The sequence below is a fragment of the Halomonas sp. 113 genome (assembly GCF_904067645.1).
Lineage (GTDB): Bacteria > Pseudomonadota > Gammaproteobacteria > Pseudomonadales > Halomonadaceae > Vreelandella > Vreelandella titanicae.
In genome coordinates this window covers 2,667,926-2,691,266 of the sequence record NZ_LR881453.1, presented here as the reverse complement: position 1 = coordinate 2,691,266, position 23,341 = coordinate 2,667,926, and the positions used below count along the sequence as shown (strand labels likewise).

Below are 23,341 nucleotides of genomic sequence, written 5' to 3'. Positions count from 1 at the left end.
GCGATGCAGCGAGCCCCCACCTCGCCTGAGCGCATCAGCGTTGCGCTGGGCTTATGTGTCGTTATGCTGGCAACTTTGCCGCGCTACATGGCGGGAGGGCATGAAACCCGCCAGACGCTGATTATCTTCGCCTTAGCGCTGGTGGCTTTTGCGGCTATTGTTCAGTGGCGCTTACTGGCCGTGGAGGCGCGTCGTCGTCTGCCACAACTATGTAAACGGTTAGTCGTTATGCTGCTGCTGGGAATGGTGGTGATGGGTGGCTGGCATGCGCTGTTTACGGACTGGATCAGTTGGCAGGTATTCATTTCTCATGGTGCTACGCTTGGGGTGCTTCTTCATGCGCTGAGCTTATGGTGGTCGGGTGAGCGTCATGCAGGTTAGCTTTTTTTGCGGTAGTGATTGAAAAAGTCGCTGCAAGACGCACAAAGCAGTAGAATGGTAAAAATTACGCAACGTGGGGCGAATAATGAAGCTAAACACGCCTTAAAGTGGTTAATTGCTCGCTTATTGCCTTGTTTTTAAAATCACTGCCCCCATGTTGCGAGCATGGCGCTTGCCACTATGCGTTGGGGTTCTTAAAATTGCCCCCTTGAACTTATTATATGCAATCAACACAACGCCCAGCCGTTAGAGGACAATTCATGCAAGTTTCTGTCGAGACGACCTCCCAGATCGAACGCCGCATTACCATTCAAGTGCCGGCGGACGAAATTGACGGGGCCGTTAGCGCTCGCTTGAAAGACACTGCGAAGAACGTTCGCTTGAATGGTTTTCGCCAGGGCCGGGTGCCAATGGCAGTAGTCCAGCAGCGCTACGGCCAAGACGTACGTAACGAGGTTGTCAGCGAAGTAATGCGTGAGCGTTATGTGCGCGCTATTACCGAAGAAGGGTTGAACCCTGCTGGCTTCCCGCAAATTGAGCCATCGGTCAATGAGTCTGGTAAAGACCTAGAGTTCGTTGCGGTTATGGAGATCTACCCGCAGGTTGAGCTTAACTCTATCGAAGGTACAGAGATTGAGCGCCCGGTGGTTTCGGTGAGTGATGCGGATGTCGATGAGATGATCGATACGCTGCGTAAGCAAAATGCAGCCTGGGAAGAAGTGGACGCTGCTGCAGCTGACGGCGATCAGGTCACTATTGACTTCCAGGGTTATATTGGTGATGAGCCGTTTGAAGGCGGTAGCGCCGAAGGCCACACGCTGGTCATTGGTTCCAATAGCTTTATTCCTGGTTTTGAAGAGCAGTTAATTGGCGCCAAAGCGGGCGAAGAGAAGACCCTTAACGTCACCTTCCCTGAGGATTACCAGGCCGAGCATTTAGCCGGTAAAGAAGCCACTTTCAAGGTAACCGTACATAAGGTCAGCAGCCAGAAGTTGCCCGAAGTAGACGCTGAGTTTATCGAGCGTTTTGGCGTTGAAGGCGGCGATCAGGAAAAATTCCGCGCTGAAATCAAGAAGAACATGACCCGTGAAGCGTCGCAAGCCGTTGATAACCGGGTTAAGCAGCAAGTGCTCGATGCGCTGAAAAAGGTTAACGAAATTCCTGTGCCTAGCGCGCTCGTTCAGCAAGAGACTGACGGCATGAAGCGCCAAGCGGCGCAGCAGTTTGGTCTAGGCGAAGATTTTGATGTCAGCCAGTTGCCCAACGAACTCTTTGAAGAGCAGGCCAAAGGCCGCGTTCAGGTCGGCTTGTTGCTGGCTGAAGTAATCAAAGCTAACGAACTCGATGCTGACGATGATGCTATCAAAGCAAAAGTGACCGAGCTTGCTGAGCAGTACCAAGATCCTGATGAGGTGGTTAGCTACTACATGGGTAACGAGCAGATGAAAACCCAAGTAAAATCTGCCATTCTCGAAGAGAAAGCGGTAGCTAAGCTGCTCGAACAAACGAACATTAAAGACGTTGAAATGTCTTATCAGCAAGCCCTTGCCGCTGCGCAACAGCAGGCAGAGCAAGATGAGGGTGCTGAAGAGGGCGAGCAAGCGAGCGCCTAACACCCTGGAACGCGGCGCACCTAATATGTCGGTGCGCCTTTCCCTTCCCGGACGCAAGGAATCACCTGAATGAGTGAGTTTGATATTCAAAACGCCGGCGGTTTAGTGCCCATGGTGGTTGAGCAGAGCGCCAAAGGGGAAAGAGCCTACGACATTTACTCACGCCTGTTAAAAGAGCGTGTGATCTTTTTGGTAGGCCCTGTAGAAGACTACATGGCTAATTTGGTTGTTGCCCAACTGCTGTTCCTGGAATCGGAAAACCCCGATAAAGATATTCACCTGTATATTAACTCGCCAGGTGGATCGGTCACTGCGGGTATGTCGATTTATGACACTATGCAGTTTGTGAAACCAGATGTCTCTACGGTGTGTATTGGTCAGGCGGCCAGCATGGGTGCGCTGTTATTGACAGCGGGTGCTGCTGGCAAGCGTTATTGCCTTCCCAACTCACGCGTCATGATTCACCAGCCGCTGGGTGGTTACCAAGGCCAAGCGTCTGACATTGAAATTCATACCCGTGAGATTCTGGGTATTCGCGAGAAACTGAACCAAATTCTTGCCCACCACACGGGTCAGGAAATTGAAGCTGTCTCACGTGATACTGATCGGGATAATTTCATGAGCGCCAATCAAGCCAAAGAGTATGGCCTGATTGATGCAGTGCTGGATAAGCGGCCTACATCCTGATAGCGTGATAGGATTCTGCTTTTCTAACGAGCTTTTCCGGCGGCGAAAGCCGCCGCAGTGATAGAGGTATGCGAATGGCCGACGGCAAAGGCAAAGACGAAGGTGGCAAACTGCTCTACTGCTCGTTTTGCGGCAAAAACCAAAACGAAGTACGTAAGCTGATTGCGGGCCCATCCGTCTATATCTGCGATGAGTGTGTCGACTTGTGTAATGACATCATTCGCGAGGAAGTTCTCGAAGCCGATGCCGAGAGCGATGAGGAGCGTTTACCTACGCCACGCGAAATACGTCATACGCTTGATGACTACGTTATCGGACAGGATCGCGCCAAGATGGTGCTTTCCGTAGCGGTATATAACCACTACAAGCGTTTGAAAACAGATGTACGCGACGGCGATGTAGAGCTAGGTAAATCAAACATTCTGCTGATTGGTCCCACCGGTAGCGGTAAAACGCTGCTTGCGGAAACCATGGCACGGTTACTGAATGTACCTTTTACCATTGCGGATGCAACCACGCTGACGGAAGCCGGCTATGTCGGTGAAGATGTCGAAAACATCATCCAGAAGCTGTTGCAGAAGTGCGACTACGACGTCGAGAAAGCCGAGCGTGGCATTGTTTACATCGATGAAATCGACAAGATTTCACGCAAGTCGGATAACCCTTCTATTACCCGTGATGTCTCGGGTGAAGGCGTTCAGCAAGCACTGCTGAAGCTTATTGAAGGTACGACGGCTTCCGTGCCGCCTCAAGGCGGACGCAAACACCCCCAGCAGGAGTTTGTCCAAGTCAATACGGGCAACATTCTGTTTATCGTAGGCGGTGCTTTTGCAGGGCTGGATAAAGTTATCCGTGACCGTGCTGAGAAAGGCGGCATCGGCTTCAATGCGGCGGTGAAAAGCAAAGAGTCTTCCCGTGGGGTGGGTGAACTGCTGGCCGACGTAGAGCCTGATGATCTGGTTAAATTTGGCTTGATTCCAGAGTTTGTGGGTCGTTTGCCCATCATCGCAACACTGATGGAGCTCACTGAAGACGCCCTGGTGCAGATTCTTACAGAACCGAAGAATTCGCTAGTTAAGCAGTACGCCAAGCTGTTTGAAATGGAAGATGTAACGCTAGAGTTCAGAGATGAAGCGTTACGTGCAGTGGCTGAAAAAGCCATGGAGCGTAAGACAGGTGCTCGCGGACTGCGCTCTATTCTAGAGTCGGTACTGTTGGATACCATGTACGAAATTCCTTCGCTTGAAGGTGTTAGCAAGGTCGTCATCGACGGATCTGTGATAGCCGGAGAAAGCGAACCTCTGTTGATCTACTCTCAGCAGGAAGATGCACGTGTCGACGGCACTGATGGTTAGTGGCTAGTCGAGTATCGCGGCCCAGCTTCAACCGCTTGCGCTAAATCAAGGGGTCGCCAAGGCGACCCCTTGTTGTTGTAGATGTTCTAGGGCTCTGCTGTAGAGAGCCCTTATAAAGCGTGTTGTGAAGCCTGGTTATCTAGCGAGAGAGTTATAAAGCCTAATTCGTGAAGTGTTACTGCCTAGCCTATTCAATGCTAACGTCTAAACGCCAGCATTTTGAAAAGTGTGCAGTACTTTTCTAAGTACTCTTTTAAGTACTCATCCGATTTGTCGAGGAACGTCTGCGATGCAGCAGAACGCCGAACAGACACAATGTCTACCCCTTTTGCCATTGCGCGATGTGGTTGTTTATCCGCAAATGGTCATCCCCCTTTTTGTAGGTCGTGAAAAGTCTATCCAGGCGCTCGAAGCGGCGATGGAGGCTGATAAACGTGTGCTACTGGTGGCTCAGCGTGAAGCGTCTCAAGATGAGCCTGACAATGCGGATCTTTACGCTATGGGCACCGTGGCCGATATCATGCAACTGCTTAAGTTGCCTGATGGCACGGTCAAGGTACTCATTGAGGGGAATTTCCGAGCGGATGTTCTCAATGTCGAAGAGAATGCCGCAGGTTACACCCAGGCGCATTTAACGCCCCGAGAGAGTGAACCGCTGACCAGCCGTGAGCAGGAAGCGCTGGTACGCGTGTTGCTCAATCAGTTCGAGCAGTACGTCAAACTCTCCAAAAAAGTCCCCAACGAAGTGCTTAATTCGCTGTCGGGGATTGAAGATCCAAGCCGCTTGGTGGACACCATTTGTGCCCACCTGTCGCTTAAAATTGGCGACAAGCAAGAGCTGCTTGAGATGGATCGGGTGCGTGATCGTATTGAGCACCTGATGGCGCTGATTGAATCTGAAATCGACCTACTGCAAGTAGAAAAGCGCATCCGCTCGCGGGTCAAAGAGCAGATGGAGAAGACCCAGCGCGAGTACTACCTCAATGAGCAGATGAAAGCTATCCAGAAAGAGATGGGTGAGCTGGATAATGTGCCCAATGAGGCTGAGAAGTACGAGCTGGCGATTAAAGAGTCCGGTATGCCGAAAGAGGCATCCGAGAAAGCCACTCAAGAGCTCAATAAGCTCAAAATGATGGCCTCAAACTCCGCTGAAGCGACCGTAGTGCGCTCCTACCTGGATTGGTTAGTCGCTGTTCCATGGAAAAAGCGTACCCGGGTAAAGCATGATCTCGTCAAAGCGCAGCAGGTGCTCGATGAAGATCATTACGGCCTGGAGGAGGTCAAGGCGCGCATCCTGGAATATCTTGCCGTACAGAAGCGCGTGCGCAAGATGAAAGGCCCAGTGCTATGTCTCGTTGGGCCGCCCGGGGTGGGCAAGACTTCGCTTGGCCAGTCCATTGCCCGTGCCACCAATCGCAAATATGTGCGTTTGGCCCTGGGTGGGGTACGCGATGAGTCGGAAATTCGCGGCCATCGGCGCACCTATATTGGTTCATTGCCAGGCAAGTTGATGCAGCGGATGAGCAGAGCAGGGGTTAAAAACCCGTTATTTCTTTTGGATGAGGTCGACAAGCTAGGCATGGATCATCGCGGTGACCCTGCCTCTGCGCTGCTCGAAGTGCTCGATCCTGAGCAGAACAACAGCTTTAGCGATCACTATCTGGAGCTTGACTACGATCTCTCCGAGACGCTGTTCATCTGTACCGCTAACTCGATGAATATCCCCAGCGCCTTGCTTGACCGTATGGAGATTATTCGTCTGCCGGGTTACACCGAAGATGAGAAGCTGGCGATCGCTAAGCGCTACTTATTGCCTAAGCAACTAGCCGCGAACGGTTTAAAAGGCGATGAGTTAACGCTCGAAGACAGCGCGCTTTTAGAGCTTATTCGCTACTATACCCGCGAAGCGGGTGTGCGTGAGCTGGAGCGGCAGATTGCCAAAGTGTCGCGCAAGGTACTGCGTGAGCGGCTTGAGAAAGAGCGTGACCCGCAAGCCGCCCAAACAGGGCAGAGCTTAACGGCTGAGCAAATTGAGCACTACGCGGGCGTACGTCGCTATAGTTACGGTTTGGCAGAGCAAGACGACCAGATCGGCCGAGTGACAGGCCTTGCCTGGACATCGGTGGGCGGCGAGTTACTCAACATCGAGTCTGTCGTGACGCCGGGTAAAGGGCGAATTAACAAGACCGGTTCACTTGGCGATGTAATGAAAGAGTCGGTGAGTGCCGCTCATACGGTAGTGCGCGCCAGGGCAGAAGCGTATGGCATTGACCCCGAACGGTTCGAAAAAGAGGACCTGCATATCCATGTTCCTGAAGGGGCAACACCTAAAGATGGGCCCAGTGCAGGTATTGCCATGGTGACGGCGATTGTTTCCGCATACACCCAGCGTGCGGTACGCTGCGACGTGGCAATGACCGGTGAAGTCAATCTGCGCGGTGAGGTATTACCGATAGGCGGATTGAAGGAGAAATTGCTGGCAGCCCGCCGCGGTGGTATAAAGACAGTGCTAATTCCTGAGGAAAACCGCCGTGATCTCAAGGAAGTACCTGACAATATCAAAGGTGCATTGGATATTCGTCCGGTACGTTGGATAGATGATGTCTTAGCCGTAGCGCTAGCTGATAAGGTAGAAGACGGTGCGCCATTGAAAAGTACCGAAGCATCGTTTAGTAATACCGTTGTTGCTAGTACCCATTAAGCTGTTAAAGTCCTCACTGGTCTTTAATTTTACTTAATATGTGCCCGCTGCTTTGGGTAGCGGGTATCTCGCGGCATGGTTGCTTGACAGATGTTTCAAGGCATTGCTATAAAACGCAGCTATGCTTTGATCGTCGTATCCATCGGTGACCATGCCGTTCAGAGCCATTTTTTGAAACAGTCAAGGGGTGAAGAGTGAATAAGTCCGAGCTGATTGAAGCCATTGCCGCGTCTGCAGATATTCCGAAAGCAGCGGCAACCCGCGCATTGGATGCCATGGTGGAGTCTGTCACCGATAGCCTTAAGAAAGGCGAAAGCGTATCTCTGGTAGGTTTTGGTACCTTCGCGATCAAAGAGCGTGCTGCTCGTACTGGCCGTAACCCACAAACGGGTCAGCCAATCCAGATCAGTGCCGCCAAAGTACCCAGCTTCAAAGCAGGTAAAGCGCTGAAAGACGCCGTCAACTAATTTGACCGCGTTTGCTGTAACCTAATGGGCGCATCGCATTGGCGATGCGCCCATGTTATTTTCTGGCCCACTTTTTATTTGGGTTGAGCGGGCCGATCTGTTTGGCTGTGACTATCTGAGGCTAGCATGCTGCAAAGTATTCGAGATGGCTCCAGGAGCTGGGGTGCCAAAATTATTATCGGTGTCATGGTCGCGGCCATGGCACTTTTCGGGATTGAGTCACTGTTTGGGCTTTTTGGCAGCGATCCGGACGAAGTGGCGAGCGTCAACGGACAGCCGATTATGCGTCAGCAAGTTGAGCTAGAGGTTCAGCGCGCGCTGCGTTCAGGACAAGTGCCGCCAGAGCAAGAGCGTGCCTTGCGCAACGATATACTTGACCAGCTTATCACGCAGCAACTGCTGTCCCAGTATGCAGAAGAGGGTGGTTTTGCCGTTTCTGAACAGCAGTTGGATCAGTTAATTGTCAGCCTGCCGGAATTTCATGATCAGGATGGCCGTTTCTCTGCAGAGGTGTTCCGAAATCGTCTCGCCGGTGCTGGCTATACGCCGATCTCCTTTCGTGAAGAGTTGCGCGTCGATATCCAGCGCCAGCATTTACAGCAAGGCTTAGCCTTCAGTGATTTTAGCCTGCCGAACGAGCAAGAGCGCCTGGCCGAATTACAGCGCCAGCAGCGTAGTTTCCGCTATATAGTTTTGGATGGCGACGATGTGGACGCTGATATCAGCGTTAGCGATGACGATCTCCAAGCATATTACGATGCCCACCAGGAGCGCTACGAACGCCCGGAACAGGTGCGTCTTGAGTATGTGCTGATTGACCGTCAGGCCATGGCAGAGGGTCGTGACGTGGATGAAGAGGCCCTGCGTGACGCCTGGCGCGAGAAAAATCGCAATGCTGACCGCCGTGTGTCGCATATCATGATCACCTTTGGTAATGAGCGCACCCGCGATGAAGCGCAGCAATTAGCCGAGACCGCTCGGGAAGCACTGGACAGCGGTGATTCGTTTACAGATACCGCCTTGCGCTATTCTGACGACACGGCCAGCGCAGAAGAGGGCGGTGATCTTGGTGTGATCAGCCGTGGCTTCTTTGGTGAGGCCTTTGATGAAGCGGCCTTTGGTCTCGAAGAGGGTGATGTATCCCAGCCTGTTGAGTTGGATAACGCTTTCCACATTATCCAGGTGACGGATATTCAGGGCCCTACTTTTGAAGAGCAGCGCGATGAGCTAGCGCGGGAAGTGGCACTACGTGACATTGATGATGAGTTTAACCAGCGGGTTCAACAACTGATCGACGAGAGCTTCGCTGCCGACGACTTACAGAGCGTTGCCGATGAGCTCGGTCTAACGCTGCAGGAGAGCGATTGGCTTGCTCGTGATGATGAGGCTGACGGAGTGCTATCTGAGCCTGGGGTAATGTCGGCGGCCTTTAGCAACGACGTATTTGAAGAGGGCTACAACAGCGAAGTGATTGAGCTGGATCAGGATCGTCGCCTGGTACTGCGGGTTGCTGAGCAGCGTGATGCGACTCTGCTGCCGCTTGATGAAGTGCGCGAGGACGTTGAAATGTCAGTGGCCGCAGAACAGCAGCAAGAGGCGCTGCGTGAAGAGGCACAGGCACTGGTTGCCAGTTTGCAAGACGGTCAGTCAGCAGATGTTGCTTGGCTCGAAGCCAACAGCGTAAGCCGCCAAGCCGATAGCACTGTACCTCAGCTGATTGTTCAGGAAGCCTTCCGCATGGCGCGCCCTGAAGAGGGTGAGAGCGTCTATCGCACGGTTGAACTGCCGCAAGGAGTGGCTGTGGTAGCGCTTGATAGCGTCAGTGTAGGTGAGGTCGATGAGCAGATGGAGACATTTGTTGCACAAATGGCCGAGCAGTTGCGTGCCCAATCGGTATTGCAGGGATTGATTGATGACCTGCGCAGCGATGCCGATATAGAGCGCTAGAGTCGCTTAAGCCCAAGTTAAAAACAGCAAGAGCAAAAAAGCCGATCACATGATCGGCTTTTTTATACTCGTAAATTGCGGTCAGGAATCAGGTAATTCCGTTAAAGAGAACTGACGTAGTCGGGGCGCAGTATGGTCGGCGCGCTCAATGATAATATCCCAGCCGTGCTGGGCATCCCAGTCGCCTAGTACATAGCGCTTGGCAGGCACGTCTTCAACCGTCAAGTCATGTACTCTGGGGCGGTGGGTGTGACCGTGGATCATGGTAGTCAAGCCATGGTGCTCCATCAGCGCAATGACTTCTTGTGGCGTCACATCCATAATCGCTTCAGCTTTATTAGCATTGGCTTCGCCAGATTGAGTACGCAAGCTTTGCGCAAGTGCTACACGTTGTTCCAAAGGTAGCGCAAGCATCTGCGCCTGCCACTCTGGATTGCGCGACTGCTTGCGGAAAGCCATATACGCTTCATCCTGAGTACACAAACTATCGCCATGTAGCAGTAAAACGGGAATGCCTTGGATTTCCACTTCCTCAATATCCGGTAGCAGAAATGCCTGGCACGCATTTATAAAGCGTTCGCCCAGCAGAAAGTCTCGGTTGCCGTGCATTAGGTACACCGCAGTACCGTCGCTGCTAAGTCTGCGCAAATGGCGAATTACTTCATGTGCAACAACGCTAAGCGGATGTGTATTGGCGTCCAGTAGATCATCGCCAATCCAGGCATCGAAAAGATCCCCAAGAATATAAAGCGCGTCGGCTCCTGGAGCAGTGTGCTCTAAGTAGCGGTAAAATCCCTGATTGATCTCGGGGGTATCGCTACTTAGATGAAGGTCGGCAACAAGCAGTGTGCGCATAAGGCTCCCGGCGTTATTCCGCGTCTTTGACGTACGCGCGCTCGATAATGACATCTTCGGAGGGGACGTCGGCGTGCATGCCGCGGCGAGACGTAGCTACGTTTTTAATCTCATTGACCACATCCATCCCGTCAACGACTTCGCCAAATACCGCATAGCCCCAGCCTTGAAGGCTTTTACCGCTGTGATCGAGGAAACTATTATCGCCCACATTGATAAAAAACTGCGCAGTGGCAGAGTGGGGATCCTGGGTGCGTGCCATGGCCAGGGTGCCAACGGTATTTTTCAAGCCGTTGTCGGCTTCGTTGTCGATAGGGTCGCGGGTCGGCTTTTGGTTGAACTCCTTATCGAAACCACCCCCTTGCACCATGAAGCCGTCAATGACGCGATGGAACAGGGTGCCATCATAAAACCCGTCGCGCACATACTGTTCAAAATTCGCCGCACTAATTGGCGCTTTTTCGTGGTTAAGAGCGATGGTGATGTCACCGTGGTTCGTTTGTAATACGATCATAGATAAATTCCTGTTCAATAAAGGCGTTCGCCTTGGCGCTGTGCATCGGCGTCACGTTATAATAGCGGTTTTGCCCTGCACCGCGAAGGGCTATAGGAGTATCCTATGTCCTCACGGCTCAGCACGCCATCCACCACGAGGTTATCAACACCATCATGACCAACGAGACCACCCCAGCGCCGAACTTCATTCGCAACCAAGTACGCGACGAAATCGAGGGCGGCCAGGTCACTAAAATCGTGACGCGCTTCCCCCCGGAGCCCAATGGCTTCCTGCATATCGGCCATGCGAAGTCGATCTGTCTAAATTTCGGGTTGGCGGAGCAACTGGGTGGCGAGTGTCATCTACGTTTTGACGACACCAACCCTGCCAAAGAAGAGCAGGCTTACATCGATGCGATCAAAGAGGACGTCAGCTGGCTAGGCTTTGAATGGGCAGGCCCGGTGCGTTTTGCGTCTGACTACTTCGACCAGCTCTATGCCTGGGCGCAGCACTTAATGCGTGAAGGCAAAGCCTACGTTGACGACCTGTCGCCGGATGAAATCCGCGAGTATCGCGGCACCCTGACGGCGCCGGGTAAACCCAGCCCTTATCGCGAACGCAGCGCCGAGGAGAACCTGGATTTGCTCGCGCGTATGCGTGAAGGTGAGTTTGGCGAAAGTGAAAAGGTCGTGCGCGCCAAGATTGACATGGCCTCACCCAATATCAATCTACGCGACCCGATTATTTACCGTATTCGTCATGCCAGCCATCACCAGACTGGCGACAAGTGGAAAATCTATCCCTCTTACGACTTCACCCATGGTCAGTCGGATGCTATTGAAGGTATTACCCACTCGATCTGCACCCTGGAATTCGAAGATCACCGACCACTGTACGAGTGGTTTTTAAATAATCTGCCGGTTCCCGCGAAACCGCGCCAGATCGAGTTTGCACGGCTGAATCTCGACTACACCCTGACCTCCAAGCGCAAACTGAAACTGCTGGTTGACGAAAAAATTGTCGATGGCTGGGACGATCCACGTATGCCGACGATCTCCGGCATGCGTCGCCGTGGCTATACGCCCGCGTCAATTCGTAAATTCTGCGAGATGATTGGCGTTACTCGTGCCGACGGTGGCTTGGTGGATATCGCCATGTTGACCCACGCCATTCGCTCGGATCTTGAAGACAATGCCCCGCGCGCCATGTGTGTGTTAAAGCCGCTGAAAGTCGTGCTCACCAACGTGCCGGAAGATCACCAGGAGGTGTACGAAGTCCCTGGTCACCCCGCCCGTGAAGATATGACGGTGCGTCAGGTGCCGTTCAGCCGCGAGCTGTATATCGACCAAGACGACTTTATGGAAGACGCGCCTAAAAAGTTCTTCCGCTTGGCACCAGGTAAAGAAGTACGCCTGCGCAATAGCTACGTGATTCGTTGTGACGAAGTGATCAAAGACGCCGCCGGTGAGATCAGCGAACTGCACTGTTCGGTGGATTTCGATACGCTGGGTAAAAATCCCGAAGGACGTAAGGTCAAAGGTGTTATTCACTGGGTTAGCGCTGCACACGGCGTGCCGATGGAAGTGCGTCTTTACGACAATCTGTTCACCGTTGAACAGCCGGATCGCGATAAAGATGTCGATTTTCTAGAGCATCTTAATCCGGAGTCGCTGGTCGTTTGCCAAGCCATCGGAGAGCCAAGCTTAGCCTTCGCAACGCCCGAGTCACGCTTCCAGTTCGAGCGCGTCGGCTACTTCTGCGCTGACCGTCACGACTCTACACCAGAGCATTTGGTGTTTAACCGTACCGTGGGGTTGAAAGATAGTTGGGCTAAAATCAAGCAGAAGGGCTAAAACAAACATGGATAGCCATATGCATATTTACAATACGCTGACGCGCCGCAAAGAACCTTTCACCCCACTAGAAGCGGGTAAAGTGAGCATGTATGTCTGCGGCATGACGGTGTATGACTACTGCCACCTAGGGCACGCTCGCGTAATGGTCGCCTTTGATGTCATCACCCGCTATCTTCGAGAACGCGGCTATGACGTTAACTACGTGCGCAACATTACCGATATCGACGACAAGATACTCAAGCGCGCCGACGAAAATGGCGAAAGTATCACTGCGCTGACAGAGCGCATGATTGATGCCATGCACGAAGATGAGGCGCGCCTATTTGTATTGCCGCCCAGCCATGAACCGCGCGCCACCGGCCATATCGACGATATCGTGGCAATGATTGAAACGCTGATTGAAAAAGGCTTTGCCTACGCGGCCGATAACGGTGATGTCTACTATCGGGTGCGCAAATTCGCTGATTACGGCAAGCTCAATAACCGCCAGTTAGACGATATGCGTGCAGGCAGCCGGGTTGATGTGGATGTTCATAAAGAAGACCCGCTCGATTTCGTGCTCTGGAAGGCAGCCAAACCGGGGGAGGCGCACTGGGCGTCGCCCTGGGGTAACGGCCGGCCTGGCTGGCACATCGAGTGCTCGGCGATGTCGACCTGCTGCCTGGGTGACACTTTCGACATTCATGGCGGCGGGCCGGATTTAACCTTTCCGCACCATGAAAATGAGATCGCTCAATCCGAGGCGGCCACTGGCAAAACCTACGTCAATACCTGGATGCACGCAGGCGCTGTGCGGGTGAATCAGGAAAAGATGTCCAAATCCCTGGGCAACTTCTTCACCATTCGCGACGTGCTGGCCGAGCACGACCCAGAAGTGGTGCGTTTTCTGCTGGTGGCGAGTCACTACCGTAGCCCGATCAACTACTCGGTTGATTCACTGACCGAGGCGCGTAAATCGCTAACGCGCTTGTACACCGCGCTGGAAGGTCTTGAGCTAGGCGCGGCAAATAGTGATGACGCTTCAGCTTACCGTGAGCGCTTTACTCAGGTAATGGACGATGACTTCAATACCCCCGAAGCTTTGGCGGTGATGTTTGAGCTGGCTCGCGAGGTCAATCGCGCCAAGCAAGAACAGCCTAATGAAGCTGCCAAGCTGGCGGGCGAGTTAAAGCAGCTTGGGTCAGTTTTGGGGCTTCTTCAGCAAGAGCCACAAACGTTCTTAAAAGGCACGCAGCAGCAGGGTATGCCGCTCAGCGAGAGCGAGATCGAAGCGAAAATTGCTCAGCGCATTGAGGCTAAGGCGAATAAAGACTTCGCCCAAGCGGATGCGATCCGCGATGAGCTTGCCGCTTTAGGGATTATTCTCAAGGACTCCCGAGAAGGCACGTCTTGGGTATTAGAAGCACCTTAACCCAAAAACCTTCATCTCTCGTTGGTGGCTTATGCGCTAACTTAAACGCTGATGGCTCTTATAATGACTATAAGAGCCTCGGTCGTTTAAAGCCCACTTCAAAAGGAATTCAAAGATGCGCTTTTCAGCCAATTCTTTCATTGCTAAGCCCTTAATCGCTGCTTGTGCCGTATCCCTCGCGGCATTCTCCCAAGTCAGCGCTAACGAGCCTGTGGTGGTGTCATCCAAAATCGATACAGAAGGCTCTGTTCTGGGCGAGCTGATTATTCAGACCCTGGAGCGCAATGACATTGCGACCGAAAACCGCTTACAGCTGGGCGGCACTAGCGTTGTCCGCACTGCGCTTGAAGCGGGCGAGATTGACCTTTATCCAGAATACACGGGTAATGGCGCGTTCTTTTTCGATATGACCGACAGTTCAGTATGGAATAATGCAGATCAGGCTTATGAAACAGTGCGCGAGCGTGATGCGCAGCAAGGCTTGATATGGCTGCAGCCTGCCAGCGCTAATAACACTTGGGCAATGAGCGTCCGCGAGGATGTTGCCGAGGAAAATGAGCTGGTGAGTCTAGAAGATCTAGCCGCCTATTTGGCCGACGGTGGCGAGTTCAAATTTGCTGCAAGCGCTGAGTTTGTCGAGTCTTCACAAGCACTGCCTGCATTTCAGGAAGCCTACGGTTTTGAGTTAAGTGACGATCAACTGTTGGTGCTCTCTGGTGGTAATACCGCCGCTACCATGCGTGCGGCCGCCCAACAGACCAGCGGTGTTAATGGCGCGATGACCTATGGCACGGACGGTGGCTTAAGTGCGCTGGGGCTGGTCGTGCTGGAAGATACCAAGGGCGTGCAACCGGTGTATCAGCCTGCCCCCGTGGTTCGTGAAAGCGTACTTGAAACCTATCCAGAAATAGAAGCGCTGCTCAATGAGGTTTTCACTAGCCTTGATCTGGTCACTCTGCAAACGCTCAATGCCGATGTCGCCGTTAACGGGCTGTCTCCATCCCAAGTGGCCAGCGACTACCTCGATTCGCTTAATAATTAATGCCTGGTAATCTTATAATTTAATGCTAACGCTCGGGATAACTAATTAATGTCGTTGATGGATGCACTGCCCACCCCGCGGCTTCGTTGGGAAGGGTGGCACCCTAACGTTGTGCTCGTTAGCCTGAGCCTTATTATGCTGGCTGCATTCTGGTTACTTGATGTGGTCAGCATGGCCCCCAACCGGATTGTGTTAGGGACGGGGCATGGCGCACTGGAGGCTTTTGGCTGGCCAGGTGCGCTATTGGCAACGCTATTGCTCTCCTTTATCGGTATTCTCGCGTGCCAGCCAACCCATCGTCACTACCGAGCGCTGTTAGCGGCGGTGATAGTGATCATGGCGCTAATGCCAGTGGGGTTGATGGCGAGCAGCTATTTACTGATTGACCCTGAGATGCCTCAAGCGCGTTTAGGCATGGGAGCGGCGTATTGGGTTGTTCTGTTTGTACTGCTGCTGTGTTTAGTAGAACTACGCTTGCGCTTAAACCTCACGCGGGTATGGCCCACGCTATTGCTATGTGGTGTCGCGCTGATGTGGTGGCTCTGTGCAGCTTTTGGGCTGGAGACGCTTGCCCTCGTTCAAGAATTTAAAGCCCGTGATCAACAGTTTCTAAGCGCCGTCGCGCAGCACATTAAGCTGGTCAGTATCGCCGTCAGTGTCAGCATTGTGCTTGGGCTGGCACTTGCCATGCTGATGCGCCGCTATGCCCGGCTGCAGAAGGGCGCGTTTGCTGTGCTCAATTTTCTTCAAACCATTCCCAGTTTGGCGCTATTCGGTCTACTGCTGGCGCCGCTAGCCTGGCTTGCCACCAACGTGCCTTTTTTAGCCCAGCTTGGCGTTAGCGGTATTGGCACTACGCCCGCCTTAATTGCACTGATTGGCTACAGCCTGCTGCCCATTGTGCGCAACACCTATACCGCGCTTGAACAAGTCAGTCCCGATACATTAGAAGCCGCCAAAGGCATGGGCATGCGTGCCGGGCAGCGTTTTTGGCAGGTGCGGTTACCGCTGGCGCTGCCGGTGCTGTTGGAAGGGGTGAGAATTACCACTGTTCAGGCCATTGGGCTTACCGCCGTTGCCGCTCTGATTGGTGCGGGCGGGTTAGGTACTTTTATTTTTCAAGGCTTAGGTCAGGCCGCCATGGATATGGTGCTGCTTGGCGCACTGCCTATTTTAATGCTGGCTCTGGTGGTGGATGCGGGCTTAGGTGCCTTGGCAGAAGCGCTGCGCCCCGGAGGAACAAGATGATCGAACTATCCCACGTATCCAAGCGGTTTGGGGATGAAACCGCGGTGGACGATATTTCTCTACGGGTGGCGAAGGGTAAATTCTGTGCGTTAGTGGGTACCTCGGGCTGTGGTAAATCGACCACCTTGCGCATGATCAATCGCTTAATTGAGCACAGCGAAGGCGACATCATCCTCGATGGGCAGGCGATAGACGCGTATGACCCTGTAAAACTACGTCGCCGGATTGGCTATGTGATACAGCACACCGGGCTGTTTCCCCACTGGAACGTTGCGCGCAACATCGGTCTGGTGCCACGGTTATTGAAGTGGTCAGCAACGGACGTCCAGTCACGGGTGGCCGAGCTAATGCATTTGCTCGGTTTGCCAGTGGATGAGTTTGGGCATAAATACCCGCATCAGCTTTCAGGGGGACAGGCGCAGCGAGTGGGTGTTGCGCGTGCCCTGGCGGCAGACCCGGATATTTTGTTGATGGATGAACCCTTCGGCGCGCTTGATCCTATTACCCGTGAAAAGCTACAGGATGAGCTGGCCAAGCTACAAGCACGGCTGCATAAAACCGTAGTGTTTGTGACCCATGATATGGATGAAGCGCTTAAGCTGGCGGATCACTTAGTGGTGATGCGCGAAGGTCGAATCGTGCAACAAGGTTCACCGCTGGCGCTATTACAAAGCCCTGCCGACCCTTTTGTCGAGTCGCTTTTAGGTGGGCTGGAAAGAGGCCTTAAACAAGCCGCGTTAACCCGTGTGAAAGATCATATGACCTCTATGGGGCCTACCTTGCCCGCGCAGTCGCGCATCCCTGGGACTTTCTCGCTACGTCAGGCGCTTTCCATGATGCTGCGCGATCATAGCGACCGGTTGACCGTTGTTGACCAACATGATGTGCCGGTCGGTGAGCTATCGTTGCGGAGAATTATCAAGGAGGCTCAACTGGACAATGGAAACCCGCGTGAGTAACTCGCTAAGCGTCGCCCAGCCCCACAAAAAAGCCCCACAATGGCTATGGCCACTGTTTTGGGGGGCGCTGCTAATGATGAGCGTCTTTGCCATGTCGGCTGCCGAGCCCCTATTTCGCTGGATTGAGCCCGATGCCCGGCAAGTCATCTACGATCGCGCCGGTTTTGTCACTTTGCTAGGCCGCCACCTCTTTGTCGTCGGCATTGCAGCGGTGGTGACCATTATCGTGGGAGTCGCGGCGGGTATCGCCGTTACCCGCAGGTGGGGGAGTGATTTTCTACCACTGGTGGCCCAGTTGGCATCACTAGGGCAAACGTTTCCTCCAGTGGCGGTTCTGGCGCTGGCGGTACCCGTTCTGGGGTTTGGCACCTTGCCCATTATTGTCGCTTTAATGCTCTACGGGCTATTGCCTATCGTGCGCAATACTCTTGCTGGTTTGCAGGGCGTCGAAGGCGATATTAAAACGGCTGCTCACGCTATGGGCATGAAGCCAACGCAAATCCTGTGTCAAGTTGAGCTCCCTCTGGCAGCACCGGTCATTCTGGCGGGCATCCGAACCTCGGTGACCATCAATATTGCCACTGCCGCGTTAGGGGCTACCGTGGGAGCAAGTAACCTTGGTGACCCGATTATCTCCGGCATCGTGAACGGCAATATGGCCTATGTGGTTCAAGGGGCGCTGACCATTGCATTGTTGGCCCTGACGATTGATAGCTTGTTCGAAGTGTTGCAGCGTCAACTACGTGCGCGTATCTCTGATGACTGATTTTTCTGCGTTTTAACCTCTCTGCATCTTAAGTAGCATCCCTAAAGTCCTTGCGCTGCGTTATTGTCCTAAATGTTGTGGTAGATAGATGTTGCGTTGACCTATGACAGATAAATCCACTGGCATAAACGGTCAATACCAACAACACTGCCCTCAAAAGGGGCAAAACAAGGACAATAATGATGACACAGTACGTACACCAGCCGGACTTCATGACCGGCGACGAATTTTCAATTCCTACTTTCAGCCTGCTTAACCCAGAAGGTGAGCTGCATAGCGACGCTGATGAGCCCGCGCTTGAGCGTGATCACGCCCGGCGTATCTATCAGGCGATGCTGGCCACGCGTATTCTCGATGAACGTATGATGGCTGCTCAGCGCCAGGGGCGGTTGAGCTTTTATATGCAGTGTACCGGGGAAGAGGCCGCTGTAGTGGGCGCCACTGCTGCGCTAAATGACGCCGATATGATTATGGCGCAGTACCGCGAGCAGGGCGCTTTAATGTATCGCGGCTTCTCGATCGACGAATTCATGAATCAGCTGTTCGGCAACGAGCTGGACTACGGCAAAGGCCGCCAAATGCCGATTCACTATGGGTCGCGCAAGCTGCACTACATGACCATCTCGTCCCCCTTAGCGACTCAGATTCCTCAGGCCACGGGCTACGCCTACGGCCAAAAATTGGCTGGTAACGGTCACTGCACGTTAACGTTTTTTGGTGAAGGCGCTGCCTCCGAGGGTGATTTCCACGCCGCGCTGAATATGGCCTCAGTGCATCAGGTGCCGGTGATTTTCTTCTGCCGTAATAATGGCTATGCCATTTCCACGCCTGCCGTCGAGCAGTTTGCCGCCGACGGTATCGCCCCCCGAGCCTTTGGCTACCACATGCACGTGATCCGGGTAGATGGTAACGATGTGCTGGCGGTCTACGAAGCGACGCGGCAGGCACGCAAGATCGCCGTTGAGAAAAATCAGCCGGTATTGATCGAGGCCATGAGCTATCGCCTTGCCGCGCACTCCTCTTCCGACGACCCCTCTGGCTATCGCTCGAAAGATGAGGAGGAGGTGTGGCGCGCCAAAGACCCACTGCTGCGGCTGCAAAAATGGCTCTTGAAGAAACAGTGGTGGAGCGAAGAGGAGGAGGCTACCCAGCAGGAAACCCTGCGCCGTGAAGTACTGGAAACCATGAAGCGGGCTGAGAAGCGCTCATCGCCGCCGCTAGAGAGCCTGATCAGCGATGTGTATGCCGATATAACCCCATCGCTGCAGCGCCAATTCGATCAGTTAAAACGCCATATCCGTCGCTACCCAGAGGCTTATCCCCGCGGGGCGCAGTCGTTGGATTTAGACGTGGGCACCGAGACTGATACTCAGGGAGAGGCGTAACATGGCTACCATGAACATGCTCCAGGCAATTAATAATGCACTGGATATCGCCATGGCAGAGGATGAAAAAGTCATCTGCTTTGGTGAAGATGTGGGTATTTTTGGCGGCGTATTTCGGGCCACCAGTCACCTGCAGGAGAAGTACGGCAAAGCGCGCTGTTTCAATACGCCACTTGTCGAACAGGGCATTATCGGCTTTGCCAATGGCTTGGCGGCCCAGGGCTCGGTGCCTGTGGCAGAAATACAGTTTGCCGACTATATCTTTCCGGCGTTTGACCAGATCGTTAACGAAACCGCCAAGTTCCGGTACCGCTCAGGCGATCTGTTTAACGTTGGTGGTTTGACGATTCGCACTCCTTACGGTGGCGGTATCGCTGGTGGCCTTTATCACTCTCAATCACCGGAAGCTTATTTCACCCATACACCTGGATTAAAGGTGGTGGTGCCGCGCAACCCATACCAGGCTAAAGGGCTACTGCTTGCCGCTATTCGCGACCCGGATCCGGTGCTTTTTCTGGAGCCTAAGCGTCTTTATCGTGCTTCAGTCGGTGAAGTGCCCGAAGAGGATTACCAGCTTCCCATTGGCGAAGCCGAAATCACCAAGGAGGGCACGGATATTACCGTGGTAGGCTGGGGCGCGCAGATGGAGGTGATCGGCAAAGCGGTCGAGCTAGCCGAAGAGCAGGGCATCGCCTGTGAAGTGATCGACCTGCGCTCACTGCTGCCCTGGGATGCGGATACGGTGGCTGAATCGGTGTTAAAAACCGGCCGACTGGTGGTGAGCCATGAAGCCCCGTTAACCGGTGGCTTTGCCGGTGAAATCGCTGCCACTATTCAAGAGCGTTGTTTTCTCTACCTGGAATCGCCCATTGCCCGGGTGACGGGTCTGGATACGCCTTTTCCACTGGTGCTGGAAAAAGAGTATCTGCCTGATCACCTGAAGATTTTTGAAGCGATTCGCGAAAGCGTCAACTTTTAGTGGCTATTAATGCCTAAGTACGCATGGGGAGAAAAACAATGAGCGATTTTTTATTGCCTGATATTGGCGAAGGCATCGTCGAGTGTGAAGTCGTCGAATGGCGCGTCGCTGAAGGCGATCAAATTGAAGAAGATCAGCCTATCGTTGAAGTCATGACCGACAAGGCGCTGGTGGAGATTACCGCCCCCGAAGCCGGTGTGGTGACCAAACTGTATGTGGCCCAGGGCCAAATTGCCAAAGTGCATGCGCCGCTGTATGCCTATCAAGTGGATGGGGCTAGTAACAATAATAGTGAGGCCGAACCAGACGGTGCGCAATCGGCCGCCAGTGAAAAGCCAATGGCACAGACGACAGAATCGTCCAACCCTACAGGTATTCCGGCTGCTGGCCGCTTATATGACAAGGTGCCAGCCAGCCCCGCCGTTAGACGCCTAGTGCGTGAACACTCTCTACAGCTCACGGAGATCGCTGGCAGCGGCAAAGACGGTCGGGTGCTAAAAGAGGACGTGTTGGCGCATCTGGATCAAGCACTCCAAGCTTCAGCTTCATCTAGCCAAACCGTTGTTAACAACCAAGCTGAAACTCAGGCACCCAGAGTGGAGCCCCTCCGCGGTGTGCGGGCGGTCATGGCCAAGCGCATGGTCGAGGCAGCCAGCACCATTCCCCATTTTCACTACGGTGAAGAGATCGACGTTACTGCACTGTTGGCGCTGCGGGAGCGCTTAAAGCCGCTAGCCGAGGCTCAGGGCGAACGGCTGACGCTAATGCCGTTTTTTATGAAAGCCATGGCGCTAGCCGTCGCCGAAGAGCCTATCGTTAATGCCCAGTTAAATGCGGCTGGGGATGAGCTGCACTACTACCCCCATTGTAATATCGGTATGGCGGTGGATAGCAAAGCGGGTTTGATGGTGCCCAATGTCAAAAACGTTGAGCGCTTAACCCTGTTGGAAATTGCCCGGGAAGTCGGCCGGCTAACCACCTCGGCGCGGGAGGGGCGGGTTGATCAGGCGGATCTAAAAGGCGGCACCATTAGTATTTCCAATATTGGGGCGTTGGGAGGTACCTACGCCGCGCCTATCATTAACGCCCCCGAGGCCGCTATTGTGGCGATTGGTAAAACCCAGTGGCTACCACGCTTTGATGAGCAGGGTGCGGTACAGCGCCGGGCGATCATGACCATCACCTGGGCGGGCGATCACCGTTTTATCGACGGCGGTACCATTGCGCGTTTCTGTAATGCCTGGAAGGGCTTTCTCGAAGCCCCAGAGACCATGCTGCTTCACTTAGGCTAGCAAGCAAGGTGACTTATGTCCCAGGCACCGCTTCAGCAGTTTTATATACCTGAAGAGCAGTCGGTCTATCTGCTGAGCCATCACGATGCCCGTAAGCTTAAAGACTGGGTAGCGCTATGCCAGGCGCAGCTCTCCCAGTTGGGCTATCAGGGCATCGAGCTCATTGGCAAGGGTGCCTACGGTTTTGTATTTGCCGGCAGCACCGTCCACCAAGGCGCTAAAGCGCATTATGTCTTTAAATTCTCCCGCATTACCCTACCTGTGCACTTGCAGGAGCGCCTCGAAGAAGAGGCGTTTATGCTGGAACAGGTGTCCCATCCACGCATTCCAGGTCTTATTGCTTACCAGCGCTCCCGGGGGCAGTCCATTCTGGTAATGGAGCGTGCCCCCGGCTGGAATTTAGAGCAGGTATCGCTTAAGCAGGGGCGCCTCTCTCCACGCTTGATTGTGCGCATTGCGGCGCAGTTGGCCGACATCCTGCTTGCCCTGCGGCGGGAGTCAGGGTCCCAGGCACGTCCGGTGGTGCATGGCGATATTAAGCCTTCTAACTTGGTGTATGACGCCGAGCAGGAGTCTATTGCGTTAATCGACTGGGGCTCATCGGTATTTGCCCAACTAGACGCGCAACTGCAGTTTGTGGGCGCCAACGTGATGGAGCTGATGTCGGACAATTTGCAGCAAACCAATGCCCGCCTGGGCGATGTTTACTTTATCGGCGAAGAGCAGTTGAACGGCGCACTGTCATCGCCGCGATTCGACGAGCAGGGCGCGGCGGGTACCCTGTATGCGCTGGCGTCGGCGCAGTCGTGTCGATTTGGCCATCGGGCGATTCCCGCCAGTTCGCTGGGGTTGCCGATGGAGTTTGCCCGCACCCTGGATGGCATGCTCGACCCCGACCCTCAGGTACGGCGCAAAGCGGGCGACTACTTTTTAAAAAACATGCCGCGAATGGCCAGGGTAGTAATGATCGATCTGCCCACATCGCTCAGTGTCCCGCTGGTACCGGTATGGGCGCGTCCTGCGCATCAGGAGATCGATACCGTGGTATATAGCTCGCGCAAAGCCTTTCTACGCGAAGCGAATGCACAGGAAACCCTGAATGATGTCAATGATGTGCAGTTAGACCGCTACTACAAGCAGTTTATGCAGGGTATGGGGGAAACCGAAAAAGCCTTTTTGGCGTCGGTGAGCCGCCTGGGCAAATATCCGGTGGTAGGGGGATTGGCGGTTCGCTGGGAGCGTGAGGGTGTGTATATCGATTCGTCGTTAAATTTACACGACCCTACGCTGAAGCCCGCCTTTATTGAAGCGGTCAATAATATGGTGCACTTGGCGCGGGCGATTCATCGTCAGGGCGTGTTTAAAAGCTGCTTGTTTAATGCCCGCCAAACACTGCACTTAGAACGTACTTCCGTGGATGAAGCCTTCGTTAGCGAACCCAGCATGGTGATAGGCTATGAGTTGAGCGCAGTACCGGAGCTTGAAGATCGCACCCGTCAGCACAGCTACTTCGAAGATGGCCCCGACCCAGAAGAGCTATTGGTGCTGCCCGAGGCGATTATGCATGTGCTGCAGCAGCTCAATGACATTCACCATACCGGCATGATCATTTTTGAAGCGCTGCCACAACACCTCAAAATACATAGCTACTATCGTCTGCTGGATCCGGCTCGAGAGGACGAGTTCCGCACGCTGCTGGCGCGCATTCTCGCCTCGGTAGACCAAATCGAGGGCCTAGGCGTCTCGGGCTACATGAAAATGCCCTACAAGGACACTCGCTACTTTGCGCATCTGGAAAGCCAGCCAGAGCGCTACTACCCCCGCGACCCGCGGGAGTATGTCCGAAGGGCAACAACGTCCTAATTACACGGCTTAGTTAGGTCTGGTTTAGTCCGTTCTAG

The 23,341-nt window shown here is 53.7% G+C and carries 19 protein-coding genes; 17 read left to right on the top strand and 2 right to left on the bottom strand.

Annotated elements, in window-relative coordinates; genetic code table 11:
• The first annotated feature begins 3 nt into the window (after positions 1-3).
• The 7 genes from YERSI8AC_RS12635 to YERSI8AC_RS12605 all read left to right on the top strand — a co-directional run bounded on the left by YERSI8AC_RS12635 (position 4) and on the right by YERSI8AC_RS12605 (position 9,151).
• On the top strand, positions 4-381 hold the full coding sequence (locus YERSI8AC_RS12635; protein ID WP_022523304.1) for a hypothetical protein: 378 nt from the start codon (positions 4-6) through the stop codon (positions 379-381).
• 260 nt (positions 382-641) lie between these two features.
• On the top strand, positions 642-1,994 hold the full coding sequence (gene tig / locus YERSI8AC_RS12630; RefSeq protein ID WP_159176837.1) for a trigger factor: 1,353 nt from the start codon (positions 642-644) through the stop codon (positions 1,992-1,994).
• A 69-nt stretch (positions 1,995-2,063) separates the two neighbouring features.
• On the top strand, positions 2,064-2,681 hold the full coding sequence (clpP, locus tag YERSI8AC_RS12625; RefSeq protein ID WP_009287800.1) for an ATP-dependent Clp endopeptidase proteolytic subunit ClpP: 618 nt from the start codon (positions 2,064-2,066) through the stop codon (positions 2,679-2,681).
• 74 nt (positions 2,682-2,755) lie between these two features.
• The gene (gene clpX, locus YERSI8AC_RS12620; RefSeq protein ID WP_022523306.1) at positions 2,756-4,036 is read left to right on the top strand and encodes an ATP-dependent Clp protease ATP-binding subunit ClpX; all 1,281 of its coding nucleotides are present in this window, start codon (positions 2,756-2,758) and stop codon (positions 4,034-4,036) included.
• A gap of 289 nt (positions 4,037-4,325) precedes the next feature.
• On the top strand, positions 4,326-6,737 hold the full coding sequence (gene lon, locus YERSI8AC_RS12615) for an endopeptidase La (RefSeq protein WP_022523307.1): 2,412 nt from the start codon (positions 4,326-4,328) through the stop codon (positions 6,735-6,737).
• Between the two features lie 194 nt (positions 6,738-6,931).
• Positions 6,932-7,204, top strand: a complete 273-nt coding sequence (locus tag YERSI8AC_RS12610; RefSeq protein WP_007114333.1) for an HU family DNA-binding protein — start codon at positions 6,932-6,934, stop codon at positions 7,202-7,204.
• A gap of 126 nt (positions 7,205-7,330) precedes the next feature.
• The gene (locus YERSI8AC_RS12605) at positions 7,331-9,151 is read left to right on the top strand and encodes a SurA N-terminal domain-containing protein (RefSeq protein WP_022523308.1); all 1,821 of its coding nucleotides are present in this window, start codon (positions 7,331-7,333) and stop codon (positions 9,149-9,151) included.
• 81 nt (positions 9,152-9,232) lie between these two features.
• On the opposite strand, the gene YERSI8AC_RS12600 is transcribed toward YERSI8AC_RS12605, so the two are convergent.
• Together YERSI8AC_RS12600 and YERSI8AC_RS12595 are read right to left on the bottom strand one after the other, a co-directional pair.
• Complete coding sequence (locus YERSI8AC_RS12600) at positions 9,233-10,006, bottom strand: UDP-2,3-diacylglucosamine diphosphatase (protein ID WP_022523309.1); 774 nt, start codon at positions 10,004-10,006, stop codon at positions 9,233-9,235.
• 13 nt (positions 10,007-10,019) lie between these two features.
• Positions 10,020-10,520, bottom strand: a complete 501-nt coding sequence (locus tag YERSI8AC_RS12595; protein WP_022523310.1) for a peptidylprolyl isomerase — start codon at positions 10,518-10,520, stop codon at positions 10,020-10,022.
• Between the two features lie 155 nt (positions 10,521-10,675).
• Between YERSI8AC_RS12595 and YERSI8AC_RS12590 the strand changes: the two genes are divergently transcribed.
• From YERSI8AC_RS12590 to YERSI8AC_RS12545, 10 genes are all read left to right on the top strand, one after another.
• On the top strand, positions 10,676-12,355 hold the full coding sequence (locus tag YERSI8AC_RS12590) for a glutamine--tRNA ligase/YqeY domain fusion protein (protein ID WP_022523311.1): 1,680 nt from the start codon (positions 10,676-10,678) through the stop codon (positions 12,353-12,355).
• A 19-nt stretch (positions 12,356-12,374) separates the two neighbouring features.
• The gene (gene cysS / locus YERSI8AC_RS12585) at positions 12,375-13,769 is read left to right on the top strand and encodes a cysteine--tRNA ligase (RefSeq protein WP_022523312.1); all 1,395 of its coding nucleotides are present in this window, start codon (positions 12,375-12,377) and stop codon (positions 13,767-13,769) included.
• 115 nt (positions 13,770-13,884) lie between these two features.
• On the top strand, positions 13,885-14,811 hold the full coding sequence (gene osmF, locus YERSI8AC_RS12580) for a glycine betaine ABC transporter substrate-binding protein OsmF (RefSeq protein WP_022523313.1): 927 nt from the start codon (positions 13,885-13,887) through the stop codon (positions 14,809-14,811).
• A gap of 48 nt (positions 14,812-14,859) precedes the next feature.
• On the top strand, positions 14,860-16,059 hold the full coding sequence (locus tag YERSI8AC_RS12575; RefSeq protein ID WP_039859820.1) for an ABC transporter permease: 1,200 nt from the start codon (positions 14,860-14,862) through the stop codon (positions 16,057-16,059).
• On the top strand, positions 16,056-17,018 hold the full coding sequence (locus YERSI8AC_RS12570; RefSeq protein WP_022523315.1) for an ABC transporter ATP-binding protein: 963 nt from the start codon (positions 16,056-16,058) through the stop codon (positions 17,016-17,018). Before YERSI8AC_RS12575 ends, YERSI8AC_RS12570 begins: the two co-directional genes overlap by 4 nt.
• Positions 16,999-17,784 (top strand): ABC transporter permease, encoded by a 786-nt coding sequence (locus tag YERSI8AC_RS12565; RefSeq protein WP_022523316.1) that lies wholly within the window; start codon positions 16,999-17,001, stop codon positions 17,782-17,784. Before YERSI8AC_RS12570 ends, YERSI8AC_RS12565 begins: the two co-directional genes overlap by 20 nt.
• A 182-nt stretch (positions 17,785-17,966) precedes the next feature.
• A complete protein-coding gene (locus YERSI8AC_RS12560; RefSeq protein WP_027959577.1) occupies positions 17,967-19,169 on the top strand; it encodes a thiamine pyrophosphate-dependent dehydrogenase E1 component subunit alpha in 1,203 nt (400 codons plus the stop codon).
• 1 nt (position 19,170) lies between these two features.
• On the top strand, positions 19,171-20,148 hold the full coding sequence (locus YERSI8AC_RS12555) for an alpha-ketoacid dehydrogenase subunit beta (RefSeq protein WP_009287805.1): 978 nt from the start codon (positions 19,171-19,173) through the stop codon (positions 20,146-20,148).
• 38 nt (positions 20,149-20,186) lie between these two features.
• On the top strand, positions 20,187-21,440 hold the full coding sequence (locus YERSI8AC_RS12550; protein ID WP_022523318.1) for a 2-oxo acid dehydrogenase subunit E2: 1,254 nt from the start codon (positions 20,187-20,189) through the stop codon (positions 21,438-21,440).
• Positions 21,441-21,455: 15 nt separating this feature from the next.
• Positions 21,456-23,303: a protein kinase domain-containing protein gene (locus YERSI8AC_RS12545; protein ID WP_159176836.1), complete on the top strand. Its 1,848-nt coding sequence runs from the start codon at positions 21,456-21,458 to the stop codon at positions 23,301-23,303.
• The last annotated feature ends 38 nt before the right edge of the window (positions 23,304-23,341 follow it).

Bases quoted from the DNA above. Each gene is read 5' to 3' on its own strand.
- YERSI8AC_RS12555 (WP_009287805.1), top strand. From the start codon at position 19,171: ATGGCTACCATGAACATGCTCCAGGCAATTAATAATGCACTGGATATC.
- lon (WP_022523307.1), top strand. From the start codon at position 4,326: ATGCAGCAGAACGCCGAACAGACACAATGTCTACCCCTTTTGCCATTG.
- YERSI8AC_RS12605 (WP_022523308.1), top strand. From the start codon at position 7,331: ATGCTGCAAAGTATTCGAGATGGCTCCAGGAGCTGGGGTGCCAAAATT.
- YERSI8AC_RS12590 (WP_022523311.1), top strand. From the start codon at position 10,676: ATGACCAACGAGACCACCCCAGCGCCGAACTTCATTCGCAACCAAGTA.
- YERSI8AC_RS12545 (WP_159176836.1), top strand. From the start codon at position 21,456: ATGTCCCAGGCACCGCTTCAGCAGTTTTATATACCTGAAGAGCAGTCG.
- YERSI8AC_RS12595 (WP_022523310.1), bottom strand. From the start codon at position 10,520: ATGATCGTATTACAAACGAACCACGGTGACATCACCATCGCTCTTAAC.
- YERSI8AC_RS12550 (WP_022523318.1), top strand. From the start codon at position 20,187: ATGAGCGATTTTTTATTGCCTGATATTGGCGAAGGCATCGTCGAGTGT.
- YERSI8AC_RS12600 (WP_022523309.1), bottom strand. From the start codon at position 10,006: ATGCGCACACTGCTTGTTGCCGACCTTCATCTAAGTAGCGATACCCCC.
- clpP (WP_009287800.1), top strand. From the start codon at position 2,064: ATGAGTGAGTTTGATATTCAAAACGCCGGCGGTTTAGTGCCCATGGTG.
- YERSI8AC_RS12560 (WP_027959577.1), top strand. From the start codon at position 17,967: ATGACACAGTACGTACACCAGCCGGACTTCATGACCGGCGACGAATTT.
- tig (WP_159176837.1), top strand. From the start codon at position 642: ATGCAAGTTTCTGTCGAGACGACCTCCCAGATCGAACGCCGCATTACC.
- YERSI8AC_RS12570 (WP_022523315.1), top strand. From the start codon at position 16,056: ATGATCGAACTATCCCACGTATCCAAGCGGTTTGGGGATGAAACCGCG.
- cysS (WP_022523312.1), top strand. From the start codon at position 12,375: ATGCATATTTACAATACGCTGACGCGCCGCAAAGAACCTTTCACCCCA.
- YERSI8AC_RS12635 (WP_022523304.1), top strand. From the start codon at position 4: ATGCAGCGAGCCCCCACCTCGCCTGAGCGCATCAGCGTTGCGCTGGGC.
- YERSI8AC_RS12575 (WP_039859820.1), top strand. From the start codon at position 14,860: ATGTCGTTGATGGATGCACTGCCCACCCCGCGGCTTCGTTGGGAAGGG.
- YERSI8AC_RS12565 (WP_022523316.1), top strand. From the start codon at position 16,999: ATGGAAACCCGCGTGAGTAACTCGCTAAGCGTCGCCCAGCCCCACAAA.
- clpX (WP_022523306.1), top strand. From the start codon at position 2,756: ATGGCCGACGGCAAAGGCAAAGACGAAGGTGGCAAACTGCTCTACTGC.
- osmF (WP_022523313.1), top strand. From the start codon at position 13,885: ATGCGCTTTTCAGCCAATTCTTTCATTGCTAAGCCCTTAATCGCTGCT.